A 19,812-nucleotide genomic window follows, 5' to 3' on the forward strand; every position below is an offset into this window, starting at 1 on the left:
CCGTCGCGCCGGTCGTGCGCCGTGCCTCCAGGGCGCCTGCCGCGTGCCGCGTGCCGCGCGTTGCCTGCGCGCGCATGTTCCGACGTTCCGCCCGTCGATCGACGCGTGTTCTGTCGACGCATGCGCACGCACCGGCCGCCCGGGCGCCCGGGCCCACGCCGTGCATGCGACGTGCGCGACCCGCGCGCGCGACCTGTGCCAGGGTGGACGACGGCGGTCACGAGCCGCCGACGACACACATCACGCACGACGAGGTGACGCGGATGACGCCGATGAGGGCGCTGTACAAGCCGGACGCTGCTCCGGGACTGATCATGACCGAGCGGCCGGTACCGGTCCCGACGGAGGACGAGGTCCTCATCCGGGTCCTCCGCACCGGGATCTGCGGGACCGACCTGCACATCCGGCGGTGGGACGACTGGGCGGCGTCGGCGGTCACGGCCCCGCTGGTCCCCGGACACGAGTTCTTCGGCGAGGTGGTCGAGGTCGGCTCCGCCGTGCGCGACGTCGCGGTGGGGGACCGGGTCTCCGGCGAGGGCCACATCGTGTGCGGCACGTGCCGGAACTGCCGGGCCGGCCGACGCCAGATGTGCATCCGCACGAAGGGCCTCGGCGTGCAGCGGGACGGCGCCTTCGCGGAGTACCTGACGCTGCCCGGCGCGAACGTGTGGGTGCACCACGCCGACGTCGACCCCGAGGTCGGCGCCCTGTTCGACCCGCTCGGCAACGCGGTCCACACGGCGCTCGCGTCCCCCGTCGTGGGCGAGGACGTGCTCGTCACCGGGTGCGGGCCGATCGGCCTCATGGCGATCGCGGTCGCTCGGCACGCCGGTGCCCGGTTCGTGGTCGGCACGGACGTCAGTGCGGAGCGCCTGGCGATGGCGACGGCGATGGGCGCCGACCTCGGCGTCGACGTCGGTGCCGCCGGTGACCCGATCCGGGCGGCGCAGGAGCAGCTCGGCATGCGCGAGGGGTTCGACGTCGGCTTCGAGATGTCCGGCGCCCCGACCGCCCTCCCGGCGATGGTCGACAACATGAACCACGGCGGGCGGATCGCCATGCTCGGACTCCCGACCGGCGAGATCGCGGTCGACTGGGGCAAGGTCGTGACGCACATGCTCACGGTCAAGGGGATCTACGGCCGCGAGATGTTCGAGACGTGGCAGACCATGAGCTCGATGCTGCAGACGAGCGAGGTTCTGCGCGACCGCATCGCCTCGATCGTCTCGGGGCGCTTCGCGGCGCGTGACTGGGAGGCAGCGTTCGCCGCGGCGGCGAGCGCGGACGGCGGCAAGGTCGTCATCGACTGGACGGAGATCTGATGTACGGCGCGATCAAGGAACACCTGACGGCCGAGCTGGCGGGCATCGAGGCCGCCGGGCTCACGAAGCGGGAGCGCGGCATCGCCGGTCCGCAGCGTGCGGCGATCGAGGCGGACGGTGCTCCGCTGCTGAACTTCTGCGCGAACAACTACCTCGGGCTGGCCGACTCCACCGATCTCGTCGACGCGGCGAAGGACGCCCTCGACCGCTGGGGCTACGGCATGGCGAGCGTCCGGTTCATCTGCGGCACGCAGGACCTCCACCTCGACCTCGAGCGTCGCGTGTCGGCGTTCCTCGGTACCGAGGCCACGATCCTGTACTCGTCGTGCTTCGACGCGAACGGCGGCCTGTTCGAGGTGCTCCTCGGGCCGGAGGACGCGATCATCTCGGACGAGCTGAACCACGCCTCGATCATCGACGGCGTGCGGCTCTCGAAGGCGCAGCGGTACCGGTACCGCAACCGCGACGTGCAGGACCTCGAGGCGCAGCTCGTCGCCGCCGGGGACGCCCGGTTCCGCGCGATCGTCACCGACGGCGTCTTCTCGATGGACGGCTCGATCGCGCCGCTCGCCGAGATCTGCGACCTCGCGGACCGCTACGACGCCCTCGTCATCGTCGACGATTCGCACGCCGTCGGCTTCGTCGGCGAGCACGGCCGCGGGACGCCCGAGCTGTGCGGCGTCGCGGACCGGGTCGACGTGTACACGGGCACGTTCGGCAAGGCACTCGGGGGTGCGAGCGGCGGGTACGTCGCCAGCCGCCAGGAGATCGTCGACCTGCTGCGGCAGCGGTCCCGTCCGTACCTGTTCTCGAACTCGCTCGCGCCGGTGATCGCCGCGGGGACGGTCGCAGCGCTCGACCTCATCGAACGGTCGGACGACGCTCGCGAGCGGCTGCGGGCGAACGCGGCGCGCTTCCGGTCGCTCATGACCGACGCCGGGTTCGAGCTGCTGCCGGGGGAGCACCCGATCGTCCCGGTGATGTTCCACGACGCGGCCCTGACCGCCCGGATCGCCGACGAGATGCAGGCGCGCGGGATCTACGTGACGGCGTTCAGCTACCCGGTGGTCCCGAAGGGCCGGGCACGGATCCGGGTGCAGCTCTCGGCGGCGCACACCGAGGAGCAGGTCCGGCGGTGCGTGACGGCCTTCACCGAGGCCCGAGCGGCCGCGGCGCGAGCGGCCGCGGCGCGAGCGGCCGCGGGTCCGAGCGGCGACGCGGTCAGCCCGCGGTGACGGCGTGGTGGCGCTCGCGCGGGAAGACCACGCCGAGCGCCACCATCCCGACCGCGAGCACCAGGTGCAGCCAGTTGTCCGCCCAGTTCAGCGGCACGAAGTTCGCCCCGAAGTCGTGCCCGGCGGTGAACAGCCCGTACACCCACAGCACGAAGTAGACGACGCCACCGATCACGAGGTACATGCGGGATCCGGTGGCGTAGCGCGCCGCGAGCAGTCCGACGACCCCGAACAGCAGGTGCACGACGTTGTGGAGCACCGACACCTGGAAGAGTCCGAGCAGCATCGCCATCGAGCCGTGCCCCGCCCCGCCGAGGTCGCCCGTCGTCAGCCCGGGGACGAACCCGGCGATCCCGACGAGCAGGAAGACGACCCCGACGACGAGTGCGATCGCCTGGATGCTCGAGCCCGCGTAGCGGTTGGTGGACGTGGTGACGTCGGACATGGTGGAACCTCCTCGTTCGGCTGCTGGCGACGGTACCCGTGGGAGACTCGGACGGTGACGACGGGGGAACGCACGAACGACCGCACGGGGGCCCGCACGCTCCCGCTCGCCGGCTGGCGCTACCAGGGCACGCTGCGCACGTACCAACGCGACGTCCTCGACCGGGTGCCGGTCGAACCCGGCGACCCCGTCCACGTCGTCGCGCCCCCCGGGGCCGGCAAGACCCTGCTCGGGCTGCTCCTCGCCGGACGCCACGGTGCGCGCGCCCTCGTGCTCGCGCCGACCGCGACGATCCGCGCGCAGTGGGCCCGATCGGCGTCGGCCCTGCACGGCGACGCGACGGTGTCCGAGGACCCGGACCGGCCCGGCGACCTCACCGCGCTGACCTACCAGATGCTCTCCGTCCTCGACACCGGCAGTCCGCTCACCGACCTCGCCACCGCGGACTGGCGTCGCGAACTCGTCGACGGGGGACGGGACGACGCGGCCGCAGCACGGTGGATCGACGACCTCCGCACCAGCAACCCGGCAGCGTTCCGGAAGGGCGTCCGTCGCCGTTCCCGCGCGATCCGGAAGCGGCTCGCGCGCGAGGACCCCGAGCGCCTCGCCGAGGCCCTGCACCCGAACGCCCGCGCACTCGTCGACCGGCTCGTGGCACACGGCGTCGAGACCGTCGTCCTCGACGAGTGCCACCACCTCCTCGACCACTGGGCGCTGGTGGTCGCCTACCTGCTCGGCCGCATCCGCGCGTCCGGCCGCGAACCGGTCGTCATCGGCCTGACCGCGACCCTGCCGTCCACCGACGACCGCGACGCCCACGACACCTACACCGCACTGCTCGGCGACGTCGACCACGAAGTGCCGACACCCGCCGTCGTGAAGGAGGGCAACCTCGCGCCCTACCGCGACCACGTCTGGTTCGTCGAGCCGACCCCGGACGAGCTCGCCTTCCTGCGCGACCACGAACGCCGACTCGCCGCGCTGATCCGCGGCGCGCTCGCCGAACCCGACGGGATCGACTGGCTCGAGACGACGCTGCAACCGGAGACCAGCACCGGCGCGGTCCCCGGACCGGACCCCGGCACAGGGCCCGCCACCGCCGAGGAACGACTCGCCGCAGCCTTCGCCGCCGACTTCCCCGTCGCCGAGGCCGCCGCACGCACCCTCGCCGAGTTCCGCCCCGACCACCCGCTGCTCGCGCTCCTGCCCGACGACGTCCGACGCGCCCCCGACGCCGAGGGGCGGATCCGGGTCCTCGCCCGCTACGCCCTCGACCGACTGCTGCCCGACCCCGACCGCGCGGAGCAGTGGCAGCGCATCAAGCGCTCGATCGTGGACTTCGGCTTCACCCTGACCGACCGCGGCGTCCGACGGAGCCGGGACCCGATCGACACCGTGCTCGCATCGTCCGCCGCGAAGGACCGCGCCGTCGTCGACCTGCTCCACCTCGAACTCTCCCAGGACGCCGCCGACCGGGTCCGGGCCGTCGTGGTGACCGACCACGCCACCCACGGCAACACCCGGGGGAGCGCCGTCCCGGCCGCGGGCGCACTCCGGACCTTCGCCACGGTCGCGACGGAGGACCACCCCGTGCCGCTGCGCCCCGTGCTCGTCACCGCACGCCACCTCCGGATCGCCACCCGGGACGCCGACGTCCTGCTCCCCGCACTCGACCAGCGCCTCGGCACGACCTGCAGCACGGAGCCGGTGCCCGAGGACCCGCACGTGCTCAGCGTCGAGACCCCCGGTGCCGGATCGGCCGCCGTGCTGGCCGCCGTCTCCGCCCTGCTCACGGACGGCACCACCCGACTCGTCGTCGGTACCCGTGGCCTCCTCGGCGAGGGCTGGGACTGCCCCGCCGCGAACACCCTCATCGACCTCACCGCCGTCGCGACCTCGTCGGCGACCCAGCAGCTCCGCGGTCGCACGCTCCGCCTCGACCCGGCGTGGCCCCGCAAGGTCGCCCACAACTGGACCGTCACCGCCGTCATCCCGGCCGACGTCCCGCTCGACGCCGCCCCGGACGTCTCCCGGATGCGCCGGAAGCACGAACAGATCTGGGGACTGCTCCGCTCGGACTCTGCGCAGGTGGTCCGCGGCACGTCGATCGCGCTCACCGACGGGCAGGCCCGCCGGCTCGCCGGACTCGTCGCCAAGGACGAGCGGCAGACCGTCCGGGCCCTCGACGAGACCATCGCCGCCGAACTCCCCACCCGGGCCGACAGCTGGGCCGCCTGGCGCGTGGGCGAGCCCTACGCCGACCGCGAGAGCACGGCGACCGTCGTCGAGGAACCACGGACGCAGCCGTTCCGCACCGGACCGACCGCGGAGTTCGTGCTCGCCGTCGTCCTCGGCGCGGTCCTCTGGCTGCTCGCCGAGTCCGCCCGGGGCATCGTCGCCCTCTGGCGGCTCGGCTCGTTACCCGGCGTGCTCGGGCTCCTCGTCGTCATCGGTCTCGCCGTCCTGCTCGTCTGGCCCGTCGCCCGACAGCTCGGCCTCGCCCTCCGCCAGCGGTTCAGCACCGTCGGCGCCTACCGCAGAGCCGTCCGGGTCGTCGTCGACGCACTGCACCGGGCCGGTCGGGTCCCGGCGTTCGGCGAGGGGGACGTCCGCGTCACCGCGCAGATGGCGGGGAAGGTGCCGCAGAGCTTCACGATGGAGGTGCTCGGCGCACGCCCCGAGGACCGCCGCGTCGTCACCGGCGCGCTCGCCGAGTTCTTCGGCCCGGTGCGGACCCTGCGCTTCCTGCTGCAGGTCAGCCGCACCGAGCGCGCGACCGTGCGGCGGGCACCGTTGCTCGTCGTGGCCCTGGCCGTGGCCCGTGCGGCCACCCCGGGCGACCGGTACTTCGCCGTGCCGGCGGCCGTGGGACGTCGCCGTGCCGATGCCGAGGCGTTCGCCGCCGACTGGAGCCGCCGGGTCGGTCCGTGCCGCCTGCACGAGATCGACTCGCCGGAGTCGCTCGTGCTGCTGGTCCGTGCCCGCCGGACGTCGGGTGCCGCCACGGCCGCGCCGGTGCTCCGCGACCAGTGGTCCTGACACGATCCGAGCTGCCGTCGGACGCGGAGCACGTGGGGAACATGGGAGGATCGAACCCATGCGTCTCGTCGTCGCCGGCAGCCCCGCTGCGGCCGTCCCCACCCTCCGCCGCCTCGCGGCGTCCGAGCACGAGATCGCCGCGGTGCTCACCCGTCCGGCGACCCCGCAGGGCCGGAAGCGCGTCCTCACCCCGACCCCCGTCGCCCAGGTCGCACAGGAGCTCGGCCTCCCGGTGATCGAGGCGTCCCGGGTCGACGACGAGGTCACCGCCCGCATCGCCGACCTCGGGGTCGACCTCGGCGTCATCGTCGCGTACGGCGCCCTGCTCCGACGCCCGGCGCTCGACGCCCCGCGGCTCGGCTGGGTGAACCTGCACTTCTCGGACCTGCCGCAGTACCGCGGCGCCGCCCCCGTCCAGCGCGCGGTGATGGCCGGCGACACCCGCACCGCCGCGACGGTGTTCCAGCTCGTCGAGGCGCTCGACGCCGGTCCGGTGTACGCGAGCGACCCGTTCGACATCGACCCCGAGGCGACCTCCGGCGAGGTCCTCGCCGCGATGGCCGAGACCGGCGCCGAGACCGTCGTCCGCGTCGTCGACGACATCGCCGCGGGCACCGCGGTCGCCGTGGAGCAGACCGGCGAGCCCACCGTCGCCCCGAAGCTGACCATCGACGACGGTCGCATCGACTTCGCCGCACCGGCCACCGTCGTGCACGCACGCCTGCGCGGCGTCACGCCCGAGCCCGGCGCGTACGCCCACCTCGGCGAGACCCGCGTCAAGCTGCTCCGCAGCAACCGACTGCCAGGAGGCGCGGCAGACCCCGCCCCGTCGCTCGCCCCCGGTGCGCTCAGCGTCCAGGGCGGTCGGCTGCTCGTCGGGACCGCAGACGACCCGCTCGTGCTCACCGAGGTGCAACCCGCCGGCAAGAAGGCGATGGACGCCGCCGCCTGGGCCCGGGGCCTCGGCTCCCTCGACGGGAAGGTCCTGGCGTGAGCGCCGCGAGCACCGGGCAGCGCCGGCACCACGGACCGCGGCAGACGAGCGCCCGCCGTGTCGCCTTCGACGTGCTGCGGGCGGTGCAGGTCGACGACGCCTACGCCAACCTCCTGCTCCCGACCCGGATCCGCCGCGCCGGGCTCTCCGCGCGCGACGCCGGGTTCGCCACCGAGCTGACCTACGGGTCGATCCGGATGCTCGGCCGGTACGACGCGATCATCGCCCTCGCCTCCGGTCGTCGCATCGACAACGTCGAGTCCGACGTGCTCGACGTCCTCCGGCTCGGCGCCCACCAGCTGCTCGGGATGCGCACCCCGACGCACGCCGCCGTCGACGCCACGGTCGAGCTCGCCCGCGAGGTCGGTGCCCGCCGTGCCACCGGCTTCGTCAACGCCGTGCTGCGCAAGGTGGCCGCACGGACCGACGACGAGTGGGACGCGCTCATCACCGAGGGCCGCGGTGGGGACGCACTGCTCGCCACCCGGTGGTCGCACCCCACGTGGGTGGTGTCCGCGCTGCGGGACGCCCTCGCTGCCGAACGCTCGCGGGACGAGCTCGCCGCGCTCCTGGCGGCCGACAACGCCGCACCCCGGGTGCAGCTCGCCGCGCTGCCCGGGCTGGCCACCGACGAGGACGTCGCCGCTGCCCGGGCCCACGCCGCGACCGCGACCGAACACGAGACGGACGCCGACGACGAGACGCAGGTCGCGCCTCCCGAACCGCTCACGGACCCCGAGGCGGACCTGCCGGTCTCGCCCGTCGGCATCCGCGGGATCTCCGGCGACCCCGCCCGCGTGCCGGGCGTCACCGCCGGACGGCTCCGCGTGCAGGACGAGGGCTCCCAGCTCGCGGCACTGGCGCTCAGCCGGTCGTCGGCGATCCGGCCGGGGGAGCGGTGGCTCGACCTCTGCGCCGGGCCCGGTGGCAAGGCGGCGCTCCTCGCGGCCGAGGCCGCACAGGGCGGGGCGACCCTCGTGGCGAACGAACTCGTGCCGGCGCGTGCCGGACTCGTGCGGAAGGCCCTCGCGGGCTCCGGCGACGGCGTGACCGTGGTCGAGGGCGACGGTCGGCGCTTCGGTCGCGACGGCGCCGGGGTGCGGTTCGACCGGATCCTGCTCGACGCGCCGTGCACCGGACTCGGAGCGCTCCGGCGTCGTCCGGAGGCCCGGTGGCGCAAGCAGCCCGAGGACGTCCCCGAGCTCGCCGCGCTGCAGGCCGAACTGCTCGACGCCGCCGTGCGGGTGCTCGCAGCGGGCGGGACCCTGGCGTACGTGACGTGCTCGCCGCACCTGGCGGAGACCCGCGGCCAGGTCGACGCCCTGATGGCACGGCACGGTGGCGAGCTCGAGCAGCTCGACACCGCGTCCGTCGTGCGGTCCGTCGCTGCGCGGGACCCTCGAGTGGTCGACGGGAACACGGTGCAGCTCTGGCCGCACCGGATCGGGACGGACGCGATGTTCATCGCGCTGTTCCGGCGCGTCGCGTAGCACCAGAGCCCAGCAGCAGGCCGCCGGCTCAGCGTGACCGGCGGTACGCGCTCCCGTCGCAGGTGTGCACGGCGTCCTCGTCGAACAGCGCCCGCAGGTTGTACGCGGCGCAGTCGCGGAAGGTCGCGATGCTGATCCACCGCGCCGAGCGGCGGAGCTCGCCCTTCGCTGGGTCGTCCGAGCCGATGCCGGCCCGGTGCACCGTCCAGGCGATGTCCCGCGCCTCGGCGTCGAGGTAGCGCATCACCGCCTCGTTGTCGGCGTGCTGACCGCGGTACGCGCGTGCGAGCGTCGCCCGCACGAGCCGCAGCACCGGTGCGAGCCGCCGGCCGGGAGGCGCGCTCAACCCGCCCGCCTGGTAGAGCAGGCGGGTGGCACCGCTCCGACGCATCGCCGGCACGAGCGCCCGGACGAAGGGCGTGTTGACCAGACGGTCACGCTGCGCGTCGACGTCCCCGAGCATCACGACGACGGCGGTCACACCGTCCAGCAGTGCGTCGAGGTCGAGGTCGTCGGGGACGGAGCCCGGTACGACCTCGAGGTCGTCGTGCTGGATCGTGAGCTTGGCCGGCGTGCGGGCGACGGCGCGCACCCGGTGTCCGGCGTCGAGGGCGAACTGCGTGAAGTGCTGGCCGGTCTGGCCCGTCGCGCCGAAGACGAGCAGGTGCTGTTGCGATGTCATGGTCCCAATCTAGGCACTGACTAGAAAATAGGCAATGCCTAGTCACGCGGTAGGGTGGAGCCATGCCGGATCGTCCCTTCCACCACGGGAACCTCCGCGCCGTCCTGCTCGACGAGGCCGTGACGGTCCTGCGTGAGGACGGTGTCGACGGGCTGTCCCTCCGTGACCTCGCGCGCCGTGCCGGTGTGAGCCACGGAGCGCCACGGAGCCACTTCGTCGATCGCCAGGCGCTCCTCGACGCCGTGGCCGAGCTCGGCTTCGATCGGCTGGCCACCGCGGTGCGCCGAGCGCTGGCCGGGGCCGGTGACCTGGACGACCGCTTCCGCCGGGTCGCCCTCGCGTACGTCGACTTCGCGATCGACGACGCCGCGCTGATGGACCTGATGTTCCAGGCGAAGACGACCACCCGGGCCGAATCGGTGCAGGCCGCCGCCTCGTCGCTGTTCGCCGTGCTCGACGGCGCGATGGGGAGCGCGGTGGCGGACGGCGGCGACGGCGACGCCCGGCACCTGTTCAAGCTCCTGTTCGCCGCCACCATGCAGGGGATCGCCGCGCTCGTGGTCTCGCGTCGGATCGACCGCGCCGAGGGGGAGCGGCTGGTGGACGCGGCGCTGGAGACGATGCTCCGCTCGGACCTCGGCTCCCGCGCGGTCGGCGCGGGCTGAGGCCGGTGCGGAGCGGGCTGACGGACGCACCCCGGTAGGCTCGACGGGTGACGATCCGCATCTCGCCGAGCATCCTGTCCGCCGACTTCGCGAACCTCGAACGCGAGCTCCACCGCATCGAGACCGCCGACCTGGTGCACGTCGACGTGATGGACAACCACTTCGTGCCGAACCTCACGCTGGGCCTGCCGATCGTGCAGCGCCTGCAGGAGGTCTCCCCGGTGCCGCTCGACGTCCACCTCATGATCACGAACGCCGACACCGAGGCGCCGAAGTACGCCGAGACCGGTGCGTCGAGCGTGACCTTCCACTTCGAGGCCGCCGACGATCCGGTGGCGACCGCCGCGGCGATCCGCTCGAACGGCGCCCGGGCGGCCGTCGCGGTGAAGCCGGGCACCCCGATCACCCAGGTGCTCCACCACCTCGACGCCTACGACATGATCCTGCTCATGACGGTCGAGCCCGGGTTCGGCGGCCAGGCGTTCATGCGCTCGGTGATGCCGAAGCTCGCCGACGCCCGTGCGGCGGTCGACGCCTCGGGGCTCGACGTCTGGCTCGAGGTCGACGGCGGGATCGCGGTCGACACGGTGCCCGAGGCGGTCCGCAGCGGTGCCGACACCCTCGTGGCAGGCTCCGCGGTGTACGGCGGCGAGCCGGCCGCGCGCATCGCGGACCTGCGCGAGGCGGCCGCGGCAGCACGCTCGTGACCGGACCGGCGACCGAGGTGACGGGCGTGACGGACACGAGCCGCGCCTCCCGTCCGGACGGTACGTCGGCCGTGTCGGCGGGGGACGGTAGCCTGGTGCGCGTGAAGACGTTCGACGACCTGTTCCAGGAGCTCACCGAGAAGGCGCGCACGCGCCCCGAGGGCTCCGGCACCGTCGCCGAACTGGACGCCGGCGTGCACCAGATCGGCAAGAAGATCGTGGAAGAAGCGGCCGAGGTCTGGATGGCGGCCGAGTACGAGGGCGACGAGCGCACCTCGGAGGAGATCTCGCAGCTCGTGTACCACCTGCAGGTGCTCATGGTGGCGAAGGGGCTCACCCCGGCGGACGTCTGGCGACATCTCTGATCCGCTGATCAGCCGCCGACCCTCCACCAGAAAGCAGACCCCCTGATGCTCCGCATCGCCGTGCCCAACAAGGGCTCCCTGTCCGAGACCGCGTCCGACATGCTGCGCGAGGCCGGGTACGCCGGCCGCCGCGACCCGAAGGCGCTCCACCTGCTCGACGAACGCAACGGCGTCGAGTTCTTCTTCCTCCGCCCGCGCGACATCGCCACGTACGTGGGTTCCGGCGCGCTCGACGTCGGCATCACCGGCCGCGACCTGCTGCTCGACTCCGGCTCCGCTGCGCACGAGGTCGACGCGCTCGGGTTCGCCGACTCGACGTTCCGGTTCGCCGGCACGCCCGGCCGGTTCAGCACGCTGCAGGACCTCGACGGTGTGCGGGTGGCGACGAGCTACCCCGGACTCGTGGGGGAGTTCCTCGCGAAGCACGGCGTCACCGCGACGCTCGTGAAGCTCGACGGCGCGGTCGAGAGCGCCGTGCGCCTCGGTGTCGCCGACGCCGTGGCCGACGTGGTCTCGACGGGCAGCACGCTCCGGGCCGCTGGCCTCGAGATCTTCGGGCCGGTCATCCTCGAGTCGACCGCGCTCCTCATCTCCACCGACGAGACGATCCCCGGCATCGACGTCCTGCGACGCCGACTGCAGGGCGTGCTCGTCGCGCGCGGCTACGTGATGCTCGACTACGACATCCCCACCGGGCTCCTCGAGCAGGCGACCGCCGTCGCCTCGGGCATCGAGTCGCCGACGGTCTCGCCGCTGCACGGTCGCGACTGGTCGGCCGTCCGCGTGATGATCCCGCGCGACGACGCGAACCTCATCATGGACGCGCTGTACGACCTCGGCGCGCGCGCCATCCTCGTCAGCCCGATCCACGCCGCACGACTGTGACCGGGGTCTCCGTCCGGGTCATCCCCTGCCTGGACGTCAAGGGCGGCCGGGTCGTCAAGGGCGTCAACTTCCTGGACCTGCAGGACGCCGGTGACCCGGTCGAGCTCGCCGCGCGCTACTACGAGCAGGGCGCGGACGAGCTGACCTTCCTCGACGTGGGTGCCACGGTCGAGAACCGCGCGACGATGTACGACACGGTGACGCGCACGGCCGAGCAGGTGTTCATCCCGCTCACCGTCGGTGGCGGCGTCCGGAGCGTCGACGACGTGTCGCGGCTGCAGCAGTGCGGCGCGGACAAGATCGGCGTGAACAGTGCGGCGATCGCGCGGCCGGACCTCGTCGGCGAGATCGCGGACCGGTTCGGCGCGCAGGCCGTCGTGCTCTCCCTGGACATCAAGCGGTCCGACCGGATGCCGTCGGGCTTCGTCGTGACGACCCACGGCGGTCGGACCGAGTCGGACCTCGACGCGCTCGCCTGGGCGCGCGAGGCCGTCGAGCGCGGCGCGGGGGAGCTCCTCGTCAACTCGATCGACGCGGACGGCACGAAGAACGGGTTCGACGTCGAGCTCGTGGCAGCGGTGCGCGCGGTCGCGTCGGTCCCGGTCATCGCTTCGGGAGGCGCGGGTCGGCTCGAGCACTTCGCCCCCGCGATCGAGGCGGGCGCGGATGCCGTCCTCGCCGCCAGCGTCTTCCACCGCGGCGAGATGACCATCGGTGACGTGAAGGCCGCGCTGCGCGCGACCGGGCACGCCGTCCGCTGATCCGCCGCCGTAGGCTAGGAGTCTCATGACCGACAGCACCAGCACCAGCACGGACGCGGTCCTCGACCGCGCGCGGTTCGGTGCGGACGGGCTGCTCCCCGCCATCGTGCAAGAGGAGTCGTCGAAGGACGTCCTCATGCTCGGCTACATGGACCGAGAAGCCCTGCGCCGCACCCTGACCGAGGGACGGGTGACCTTCTGGTCGCGGTCCCGGAACGAGTACTGGCGCAAGGGCGACACCTCGGGGCACGCGCAGTACGTGCGCGGGGCGGCGTTCGACTGCGACGCGGACACGCTCCTCGTGACCGTCGAACAGGTCGGTGCCGCGTGCCACACCGGCGCGCACCGCTGCTTCGACGTCGACCCCCTCGAGCCCGTGACGGCGTCCGCGCCCGACGGCGCCGCGTCCGATCTCGCTGGAGCGCCGTCCGACCTCGCTGGTGCGCCGTCCGCTCTCGCTGGTGGGGCCGTGGAGGAGACCCGATGAGCACCGCGACGCTCTCCGACACGCCGCACACGACCTCCCGTCCGGAGTTCGACGCCCTGCTCGACGCCCACCGCGTCGTCCCCGTCGTGCGCGCGCTCTACGCCGACAGCGAGACGCCGGTCGGTGTCTACCGGAAGCTCGCCGACGGTCGGCCCGGTACCTTCCTGCTCGAGTCCGCCGGGCAGGGGGGCCTCTGGTCGCGCTGGTCCTTCGTCGGGGTGCGCAGCTTCGGCGTCCTCACCCAGGACGGCGACCGTGCCGCGTGGATCGACACCGGCATCCCGGCGTCCCGCGCCGTGGACTCGCTCGACGGCGAGCCGCTCGAGGTCCTGGCGCGGCTGCACGAGCGCTGGGCGACCCCCCGGATCCCCGGCACCCCGCCGCTCGTCGGTGGCACCGTCGGGTTCATCGGCTGGGAGGCCGTCCGTCAGCTCGAGCACCTGCCGAACGTGCCGCCGGCCGACTTCGACGTCCCGGGGCAGGCCCTCGCGTTCGTGTCCGAGCTCGCCGCGCTCGACCACCGCACCGGGCTCGTCCTGCTCGTCGCCAGCGTGCTGAACGACGGTGTCGACGACGCCGAGGCGCTGTGGGCGGACGCCCAGGCGCGACTCGACCGGATGCAGGCCGACCTCGTGCAGCCCTCCGCCGCGACCGTCGCCGAGGCGTTCGACATCGCCGAGCCGACGCCGACCCACCGGTCCACCCCCGCGGACTACATGGCGGCCGTCGAGCGGTCGAAGGGCTTCATCCGCGACGGGGACGTCTTCCAGGTCGTCATCTCACAGCGGTTCGACCACGAGGTCACCGCGGATCCCCTCGACGTCTACCGCGTGCTGCGGACGCTCAACCCGAGCCCGTACATGTACTTCCTGTCGCTGGCGGACACCGCCGACGAGCGCTTCTGGATCGTCGGTGCTTCGCCTGAGGCCCTGGTCAAGGTGCAGGACGGCCGGGCGATCACCCACCCGATCGCCGGGTCGCGTCCGCGCGGCGCCACACCCGAGGCGGACGTCCGTCTCGGCGAGGACCTGCTCGAGGACCCGAAGGAGCGCGCCGAGCACCTCATGCTCGTCGACCTGGCGCGCAACGACCTGCAGAAGGTCTGCGAGCCGGGCACGGTCGCCGTGACCGAGTTCATGACGGTCGAGCGGTTCAGCCACATCATGCACCTGGTGTCGAGCGTCGAGGGCGCCGTGCGGCCCGGGGCCTCGGCGATCGACGTGTTCCGAGCGACCTTCCCGGCCGGCACCCTCTCCGGGGCGCCGAAGCCGCGGGCGCTCGAGATCATCGACGAGCTCGAACCCGCGAAGCGTGGGGCCTACGCGGGCGTGGTCGGCTACTTCGACTTCGCCGGCGACGCCGACCTCGCGATCGCGATCCGCAGCGCCCTCATCAAGGACGGTGTGGCACGCGTGCAGGCCGGGGCCGGGCTCGTGGCCGACTCCGACCCCGAGACCGAGCACATCGAGGCCGTGAACAAGGCCGCGGCACCGCTGCGGGCCATCGCGACCGCGAACCGGATGCGCGGGGTGCACTCGTGACGGCCCGCCGCTCCCGGCCGCTCGTCGTCGTCGCCGGCCTCGCCGTGGCGGGCATCATCATGCTCTCGTGGACGCAGACCTGGTTCACGGTCCACCTCCACGCGGGCGCTGCCGTCGCCGCGAAGGTGGACGCCGACGGTGCGGCCGCGGTCCCGCAGTACACCGCCCTGGCGATCGCGAGCCTCGCGCTCTTCCTGGCGATGACCATCGCCGGTCGGGTCGTCCGGATCGTGCTCGCCGCCGTCGAGATCCTGCTCGGCGTCGGCGTGGTGGTGTCCGGCATCACCGCCCTGGCCGACCCGGTCGCCGCAGCGAAGGGCGCCGTGGGCGAGGTCGCGGGCGTCGCGGACCTGTCCGCCGTCCGCCGGGCCGTGTCGAGCGTGGACGTGTCGGCGTGGCCGGTCGTCGGCATCGTCGGCGGCGTGCTCGCGGTGGCCCTCGGGGTCGTCGTGCTCGTCGTGCAGCGGTCCTGGCCGGGGCCGAGCCGGAAGTACGGTGCGGCCACCGCGGGTGCGGCGGCGGATGCCCGTGCGGTGGCGCCGGTCGAGCGTGACGCCGTCGTCGACTGGGACGACCTGAGCGCCGGCGTCGACCCGACCTCGGACGCGGTCGCGGGCCCCGACCGCGCAGCCGCGGGCCCCGACGACGCGAGCGCGGACGCTGCCGGAGCGGCCCCGGACGACACGGTAGGATCGAACGGACGCCGGTCGAACGACGGCGTCGAAGCAGAACGAGGAGCACCGTGAGCAACACTGAGCCCGCAGAACTCGGCGAAGGCCACTCGCCGGCAGCCTGGACCGCCGTCGTGATCATGCTGATCGGATTCGCGGCCGGCACGCTGTTCTTCTGGTTCGACCAGCCGTGGGGCGTCTGGGCCTCCGCCGGCGTGGTGCTCATCGGCCTCATCGTCGGTGGCGTCATGAAGAAGGCGGGCTACGGCGTCGACGGCCCGAAGTTCGTCCCCAAGCACCACTCCGAGTAGGTCCGGCATGCCGAACGTGCTCGAGACCCTCGTCGCGGGCGCGCTCGAGGACGCCGCGGCCCGTCGCGTCGACCGTCCGTACGCGGACGTCGAACGCGACCTGGACCGCGTCGCGTCCCCGCTCGACGCCCTCACGTTCCTGGCCCCCGGCGACCGGGTGAAGATCCTCGCCGAGGTCAAGCGTGCCAGCCCGTCCCGCGGGTCCATGGCCCCGATCGAGGACCCCGCGTCCCTCGCCGCCGACTACGAGCGTGGCGGAGCGTCGACGATCAGCGTCCTGACCGAGGGGCGCAAGTTCCTCGGCAGCCTCGCCGACCTCGAAGCGGTCAAGGCACGGGTGGGCGTCCCCGTCCTCCGCAAGGACTTCATCGCCGACCCGTACCAGGTGATCGAGGCCCGGGCGTCCGGTGCCGACGTCGTCCTGCTCATCGTGGCGGCGCTCGAGCAGCAGCACCTGGTCGAGCTCCACACCCTGGCGGAAGAACTCGGCATGCGCGTCCTGGTCGAGGCGCACTCGGCGGACGAGGTCTCGCGCGGCCTCGACGCCGGCGCCCGGATCCTCGGGGTGAACGCCCGCGACCTGACCGACTTCTCGCTCGACCGCGACCTGTTCGGATCGCTCGCCGACCGCATCCCCGACGGGGTCGTGCGCGTCGCCGAGTCCGCGGTCGCCGGTCCGGCCGACGTCGCGCACTACCGTGCCGCCGGCGCCGACGTCGTCCTGGTGGGAGAGGCGCTCGTGACGGGCGACGACCCCGCTGCCACACTCGCGTCGTTCATCGCAGCCGCCGACCGCGACTGACCGACGACAGCATCCATCCCAGCCCGGTTCGCCGGGCGTGTCCCGGGAGACCCATCGTGACCTCACTCCGCGACCTGCACGGACCGTACTTCGGCGACTTCGGCGGGCGGTTCGTCCCCGAGTCGCTCGTCCTCGCGCTCGACGAACTCGAAGCGGCCTTCCGCGAGGCCTGGGCGGACCCGGCCTTCCGCGACGAGCTCGACACGCTCCAGCGCGACTACACCGGGCGGCCCTCGATCATCACCGAGGTGCCCCGGTTCGCCAAGCACGCCGGCGGTGCCCGGATCATCCTCAAGCGCGAGGACCTCAACCACACCGGCTCGCACAAGATCAACAACGTGCTCGGTCAGGCCCTCGTGGCCAAGCGCCTCGGCAAGACGCGCCTCATCGCCGAGACCGGCGCCGGCCAGCACGGCGTGGCGACGGCCACCGCGGCGGCGCTGTTCGGCATGGACTGCGTCGTGTACATGGGCGCCGTCGACACCGAGCGCCAGGCGTTGAACGTCGCCCGGATGCGGCTGCTCGGTGCCGAGGTGATCCCGGTCGAGACGGGCTCCCGCACGCTGAAGGACGCCATCAACGACGCCCTGCGCGACTGGGTCGCCAACGTCGACTCCACGCACTACCTGCTCGGCACCGTCGCCGGCCCGCACCCGTTCCCCGAGATGGTGCGCGAGTTCCACAAGGTCATCGGCGAAGAGGCTCGCCAGCAGGTCCTCGACCGGGTCGGGCGCCTGCCGGACGCGGTCGCCGCGTGCGTCGGCGGCGGCTCGAACGCCATGGGCATCTTCGAGGCCTTCCTCGACGACGAGTCCGTTGCGCTGCACGGCTTCGAGGCCGGTGGCGACGGCGTCGAGACCGGTCGGCACGCCGCGAGCATCACGCTCGGTCGCGAGGGGGTCCTCCAGGGCACGAAGTCCTACCTCATGCAGGACGAGGACGGCCAGACGATCGAGAGCCACAGCATCTCCGCCGGGCTCGACTACCCGAGCGTCGGGCCGGAGCACGCCTACCTCGCCTCGATCGGGCGTGCGAAGTACGAGCCGATCACCGACGACGAGGCCATGGAGGCCTTCCGCCTGCTGAGCCGCACCGAGGGCATCCTGCCGGCGATCGAGTCGTCGCACGCCCTCGCCGGGGCGATCAAGCTCGGCACGGAGCTCGGCCCAGAGGGCGTCATCCTCGTGAACCTGTCCGGCCGGGGCGACAAGGACGTCGCGTCCGCCAGTCGCTACTTCGGCATCCTCGACGAGAACGCGGTGCAGCTGTGACCACGAACCAGACGGTCGCGACGACGATCGACACCGCCAACGCCGAGCGCGCGGGGGCCGTCGTCGGCTACCTGCCCGCCGGCTACCCCGACGTGCAGACGAGCGTCGACGCGGCCGTGGCCCTGGCCGAGAACGGCGTCGACGTCATCGAGCTCGGCCTGCCGTACTCCGACCCGGTGATGGACGGCCCGGTCATCCAGCGGGCGGCAGAGGAGAGCCTGGCGAACGGCTTCCGCGTCGCGCAGGTCTTCGACGCCGTGCACCAGATCACCGAGCGGGCGAACGTGCCCGTGCTCGTGATGACCTACTGGAACCCGGTGCTCCGGTACGGCGTCGAGCGGTTCGCCGACGACCTCGTCGCCGCGGGTGCCGCCGGGCTCATCACGCCGGACCTCATCCCCGACGAGGGCGCCGAGTGGATCCGCGAGTCGGAGCGCACCGGCCTGGACCGGGTGTTCCTCGCGGCCCCGTCCTCGTCGGACACGCGCATGCAGCAGGCGGTCCGGTCCAGCCGCGGGTTCGTCTACGCCGTCTCCACGATGGGCGTCACCGGCGCGCGCGAGGGCGTGGACGTCGCAGCCCGCACCGTCGTGTCGCGGCTCCGCGACGCCGGGGTCGAGCGCACGTGCGTCGGTCTCGGCATCTCGACGGCGGAGCAGGTCGGCGAGGTCCTCGAGTACGCCGACGGCGCGATCATCGGGTCCGCCTTCGTCCGGGCCCTCGCGGACCTCGGTGTGCAGGGCGTGGCCGACCGCGCAGCCGACCTCACCTCGGGCGCGCAGCGCCGCTGACGTCCAGGAGGCGCGGTGCCGGCGACCCCGTCGGCCCACCTGCACCGCGGTGCGGGTGAGCGACGCGTCCCGCCCGCACCGCGCCTGGCGTCGGTCACAGTTTCCACAGGACCGGGCCCTCGGTTCCTGACGCACGCACCTCCCGCGCTACAGTGAGCGGGGCCGACGGCACGTCGGCACCGCGCCCAGCCAGCACCGAAAGGCGACAGCACCTCCATGCCCCTCCTGAGCATCCCGAGCCCGAGCACCGCGTGGCAGTACTTCGACCTGACCGCCTGGCTGCGCGACGCGTTCGGTTGGTCGCTGCCGCTCGACTTCCGCATCCACGCCTACGCGATGTGCATCCTGCTCGGCATCGTCGCCGCCGTCATCCTCGCGAACCGGCGGCTCAACGCGCGCGGCGTCGAGCGCTGGATCATCATCGACATCGCGATCTGGGCCGTCCCCGCCGGGATCATCGGCGGTCGCCTGTTCCACGTGTTCACCCACGTCAGCGACTACTTCGGTCCCGGGCGCGACCCGCTGTCCTTCCTCTACATCTGGGAGGGCGGCCTCGCCATCTTCGGCGCGCTCATCCTCGGTTCGGTCGGCGCCTACATCGGCTGCCGCCAGGTCGGCCTGCGGTTCACCGCGTTCATCGACGCCGTCGTGCCGGGCGTGCTGCTCGCCCAGGCGTTCGGTCGCCTCGGCAACTACTTCAACCACGAGCTCTTCGGCATGCCGACCAGCCTGCCGTGGGGCCTGCAGATCGAGTCGTCGAACGCGGCGTTCCCGAAGGGCCTGCCCGAGGGCACGCTCTTCCACCCGACGTTCCTCTACGAGATCATCTGGAACGTCGTCGGCGTCGTCGTGATCCTGCTGCTCGACAAGAAGTTCCGCCTGCAGTGGGGCAAGGTCCTGTCGCTCTACCTGATCTGGTACGGCATCGGTCGCTCGGTCCTCGAGTCCATCCGCGTCGACACGAGCGAGACGTTCTTCGGCATCCGGACGAACGTGTGGATGTCCTTCGCGGCGATCCTGCTGGGCATCATCATCTTCCTCGTCCAGTCCAAGCGGCACCTCGGCAAGGAGCCGAGTCCGTACCTGCCCGGTCGCGAGCCCCGCTCGAAGTCCGGGGTAGACTCGGACGACACCTGGTCAGAGTCCGACGACGACGCTCCGGCGGCCGTCACCGACTCCGATCCGGTCACCAGCAGCACCGCTGGCCGCGCGTAGGAAGCACCCCTCCTGCGTGACCGATCGCGATCGGTCACGAGTGTCAGCAGCACCTCCCGGACCCACCACAAGCGGGTCCGACACCTCGCACGCCGCCAGGGCAACTCACTGACGGCGGGCACGGGCACCAGTC

19 protein-coding genes and 1 pseudogene are annotated in these 19,812 nt (G+C 72.9%); 18 read left to right on the forward strand and 2 right to left on the reverse strand.

What is annotated here, in order from left to right; all coding sequences use genetic code 11:
* Nucleotides 1-272 precede the first annotated feature (272 nt).
* On the forward strand, nt 273-1,322 hold the full coding sequence (tdh, locus tag HWD93_RS08005) for an L-threonine 3-dehydrogenase (RefSeq protein ID WP_229084999.1): 1,050 nt from the start codon (nt 273-275) through the stop codon (nt 1,320-1,322).
* Nucleotides 1,322-2,557 (forward strand): glycine C-acetyltransferase, encoded by a 1,236-nt coding sequence (locus HWD93_RS08010; protein ID WP_071303722.1) that lies wholly within the window; start codon nt 1,322-1,324, stop codon nt 2,555-2,557. The genes tdh and HWD93_RS08010 overlap by 1 nt, the downstream gene beginning before the upstream one ends.
* On the opposite strand, the gene HWD93_RS08015 is transcribed toward HWD93_RS08010, so the two are convergent.
* Nucleotides 2,544-3,002 carry a DUF4383 domain-containing protein gene (locus tag HWD93_RS08015; RefSeq protein ID WP_175473778.1) on the reverse strand — a complete coding sequence of 153 codons (459 nt, stop codon included), beginning with the start codon at nt 3,000-3,002 and terminating at the stop codon, nt 2,544-2,546. The two genes, HWD93_RS08010 and HWD93_RS08015, sit on opposite strands and share 14 nt — an antisense overlap.
* Before the next feature lie 54 nt (nt 3,003-3,056).
* Between HWD93_RS08015 and HWD93_RS08020 the strand changes: the two genes are divergently transcribed.
* From HWD93_RS08020 to HWD93_RS08030, 3 genes are read left to right on the forward strand one after another with little or no spacing between them, the layout of a single operon-like run.
* The gene (locus tag HWD93_RS08020) at nt 3,057-6,041 is read left to right on the forward strand and encodes a DEAD/DEAH box helicase family protein (RefSeq protein WP_261646520.1); all 2,985 of its coding nucleotides are present in this window, start codon (nt 3,057-3,059) and stop codon (nt 6,039-6,041) included.
* Nucleotides 6,042-6,099: 58 nt separating this feature from the next.
* Nucleotides 6,100-7,035 carry a methionyl-tRNA formyltransferase gene (fmt, locus tag HWD93_RS08025; protein ID WP_071303720.1) on the forward strand — a complete coding sequence of 312 codons (936 nt, stop codon included), beginning with the start codon at nt 6,100-6,102 and terminating at the stop codon, nt 7,033-7,035.
* Nucleotides 7,032-8,525 (forward strand): transcription antitermination factor NusB, encoded by a 1,494-nt coding sequence (locus HWD93_RS08030; RefSeq protein ID WP_261646521.1) that lies wholly within the window; start codon nt 7,032-7,034, stop codon nt 8,523-8,525. Before fmt ends, HWD93_RS08030 begins: the two co-directional genes overlap by 4 nt.
* Before the next feature lie 28 nt (nt 8,526-8,553).
* Here the strand turns inward: HWD93_RS08030 and HWD93_RS08035 are convergent, their stop codons facing one another.
* Nucleotides 8,554-9,207, reverse strand: a complete 654-nt coding sequence (locus tag HWD93_RS08035; RefSeq protein ID WP_261646522.1) for an NAD(P)-dependent oxidoreductase — start codon at nt 9,205-9,207, stop codon at nt 8,554-8,556.
* Nucleotides 9,208-9,269: 62 nt separating this feature from the next.
* Between HWD93_RS08035 and HWD93_RS08040 the strand changes: the two genes are divergently transcribed.
* The 13 genes and pseudogenes from HWD93_RS08040 to lgt all read left to right on the forward strand — a co-directional run bounded on the left by HWD93_RS08040 (nt 9,270) and on the right by lgt (nt 19,679).
* Nucleotides 9,270-9,872 (forward strand): TetR/AcrR family transcriptional regulator, encoded by a 603-nt coding sequence (locus HWD93_RS08040; protein WP_261646523.1) that lies wholly within the window; start codon nt 9,270-9,272, stop codon nt 9,870-9,872.
* Nucleotides 9,873-9,919: 47 nt separating this feature from the next.
* Nucleotides 9,920-10,579: a ribulose-phosphate 3-epimerase gene (gene rpe, locus HWD93_RS08045; protein ID WP_071296283.1), complete on the forward strand. Its 660-nt coding sequence runs from the start codon at nt 9,920-9,922 to the stop codon at nt 10,577-10,579.
* A gap of 101 nt (nt 10,580-10,680) precedes the next feature.
* Nucleotides 10,681-10,944: a phosphoribosyl-ATP diphosphatase gene (locus HWD93_RS08050; RefSeq protein ID WP_031259753.1), complete on the forward strand. Its 264-nt coding sequence runs from the start codon at nt 10,681-10,683 to the stop codon at nt 10,942-10,944.
* A gap of 45 nt (nt 10,945-10,989) precedes the next feature.
* Complete coding sequence (gene hisG, locus HWD93_RS08055) at nt 10,990-11,829, forward strand: ATP phosphoribosyltransferase (RefSeq protein ID WP_022906699.1); 840 nt, start codon at nt 10,990-10,992, stop codon at nt 11,827-11,829.
* Nucleotides 11,826-12,590, forward strand: a complete 765-nt coding sequence (gene hisF, locus HWD93_RS08060) for an imidazole glycerol phosphate synthase subunit HisF (protein WP_229084985.1) — start codon at nt 11,826-11,828, stop codon at nt 12,588-12,590. Before hisG ends, hisF begins: the two co-directional genes overlap by 4 nt.
* A gap of 25 nt (nt 12,591-12,615) precedes the next feature.
* Nucleotides 12,616-12,984: pseudogene (gene hisI, locus HWD93_RS08065) on the forward strand (phosphoribosyl-AMP cyclohydrolase); the annotation flags it as partial.
* 89 nt (nt 12,985-13,073) lie between these two features.
* Complete coding sequence (locus tag HWD93_RS08070; RefSeq protein ID WP_070416237.1) at nt 13,074-14,618, forward strand: anthranilate synthase component I; 1,545 nt, start codon at nt 13,074-13,076, stop codon at nt 14,616-14,618.
* On the forward strand, nt 14,615-15,364 hold the full coding sequence (locus HWD93_RS08075) for a Trp biosynthesis-associated membrane protein (RefSeq protein WP_261646524.1): 750 nt from the start codon (nt 14,615-14,617) through the stop codon (nt 15,362-15,364). The genes HWD93_RS08070 and HWD93_RS08075 overlap by 4 nt, the downstream gene beginning before the upstream one ends.
* Nucleotides 15,361-15,600 (forward strand): HGxxPAAW family protein, encoded by a 240-nt coding sequence (locus HWD93_RS08080; RefSeq protein WP_070416235.1) that lies wholly within the window; start codon nt 15,361-15,363, stop codon nt 15,598-15,600. The genes HWD93_RS08075 and HWD93_RS08080 overlap by 4 nt, the downstream gene beginning before the upstream one ends.
* 16 nt (nt 15,601-15,616) lie before the next feature.
* Nucleotides 15,617-16,402: an indole-3-glycerol phosphate synthase TrpC gene (trpC, locus tag HWD93_RS08085; RefSeq protein ID WP_261646540.1), complete on the forward strand. Its 786-nt coding sequence runs from the start codon at nt 15,617-15,619 to the stop codon at nt 16,400-16,402.
* Between the two features lie 56 nt (nt 16,403-16,458).
* The gene (gene trpB / locus HWD93_RS08090) at nt 16,459-17,673 is read left to right on the forward strand and encodes a tryptophan synthase subunit beta (RefSeq protein ID WP_261646525.1); all 1,215 of its coding nucleotides are present in this window, start codon (nt 16,459-16,461) and stop codon (nt 17,671-17,673) included.
* Nucleotides 17,670-18,464 (forward strand): tryptophan synthase subunit alpha, encoded by a 795-nt coding sequence (trpA, locus tag HWD93_RS08095; RefSeq protein ID WP_070416233.1) that lies wholly within the window; start codon nt 17,670-17,672, stop codon nt 18,462-18,464. The genes trpB and trpA overlap by 4 nt, the downstream gene beginning before the upstream one ends.
* A gap of 216 nt (nt 18,465-18,680) precedes the next feature.
* Nucleotides 18,681-19,679 (forward strand): prolipoprotein diacylglyceryl transferase, encoded by a 999-nt coding sequence (lgt, locus tag HWD93_RS08100; RefSeq protein WP_261646526.1) that lies wholly within the window; start codon nt 18,681-18,683, stop codon nt 19,677-19,679.
* The last annotated feature ends 133 nt before the right edge of the window (nt 19,680-19,812 follow it).

Source organism: Curtobacterium sp. C2H10, from assembly GCF_025407985.1.
Classification (GTDB): domain Bacteria; phylum Actinomycetota; class Actinomycetes; order Actinomycetales; family Microbacteriaceae; genus Curtobacterium.

Coding starts and splice junctions, on each gene's coding strand:
- HWD93_RS08040 (WP_261646523.1), top strand. CDS start 9,270: ATGCCGGATCGTCCCTTCCACCACGGGAACCTCCGCGCCGTCCTGCTC.
- HWD93_RS08015 (WP_175473778.1), bottom strand. CDS start 3,002: ATGTCCGACGTCACCACGTCCACCAACCGCTACGCGGGCTCGAGCATC.
- HWD93_RS08070 (WP_070416237.1), top strand. CDS start 13,074: ATGAGCACCGCGACGCTCTCCGACACGCCGCACACGACCTCCCGTCCG.
- tdh (WP_229084999.1), top strand. CDS start 273: ATGAGGGCGCTGTACAAGCCGGACGCTGCTCCGGGACTGATCATGACC.
- hisG (WP_022906699.1), top strand. CDS start 10,990: ATGCTCCGCATCGCCGTGCCCAACAAGGGCTCCCTGTCCGAGACCGCG.
- HWD93_RS08010 (WP_071303722.1), top strand. CDS start 1,322: ATGTACGGCGCGATCAAGGAACACCTGACGGCCGAGCTGGCGGGCATC.
- lgt (WP_261646526.1), top strand. CDS start 18,681: ATGCCCCTCCTGAGCATCCCGAGCCCGAGCACCGCGTGGCAGTACTTC.
- fmt (WP_071303720.1), top strand. CDS start 6,100: ATGCGTCTCGTCGTCGCCGGCAGCCCCGCTGCGGCCGTCCCCACCCTC.
- HWD93_RS08035 (WP_261646522.1), bottom strand. CDS start 9,207: ATGACATCGCAACAGCACCTGCTCGTCTTCGGCGCGACGGGCCAGACC.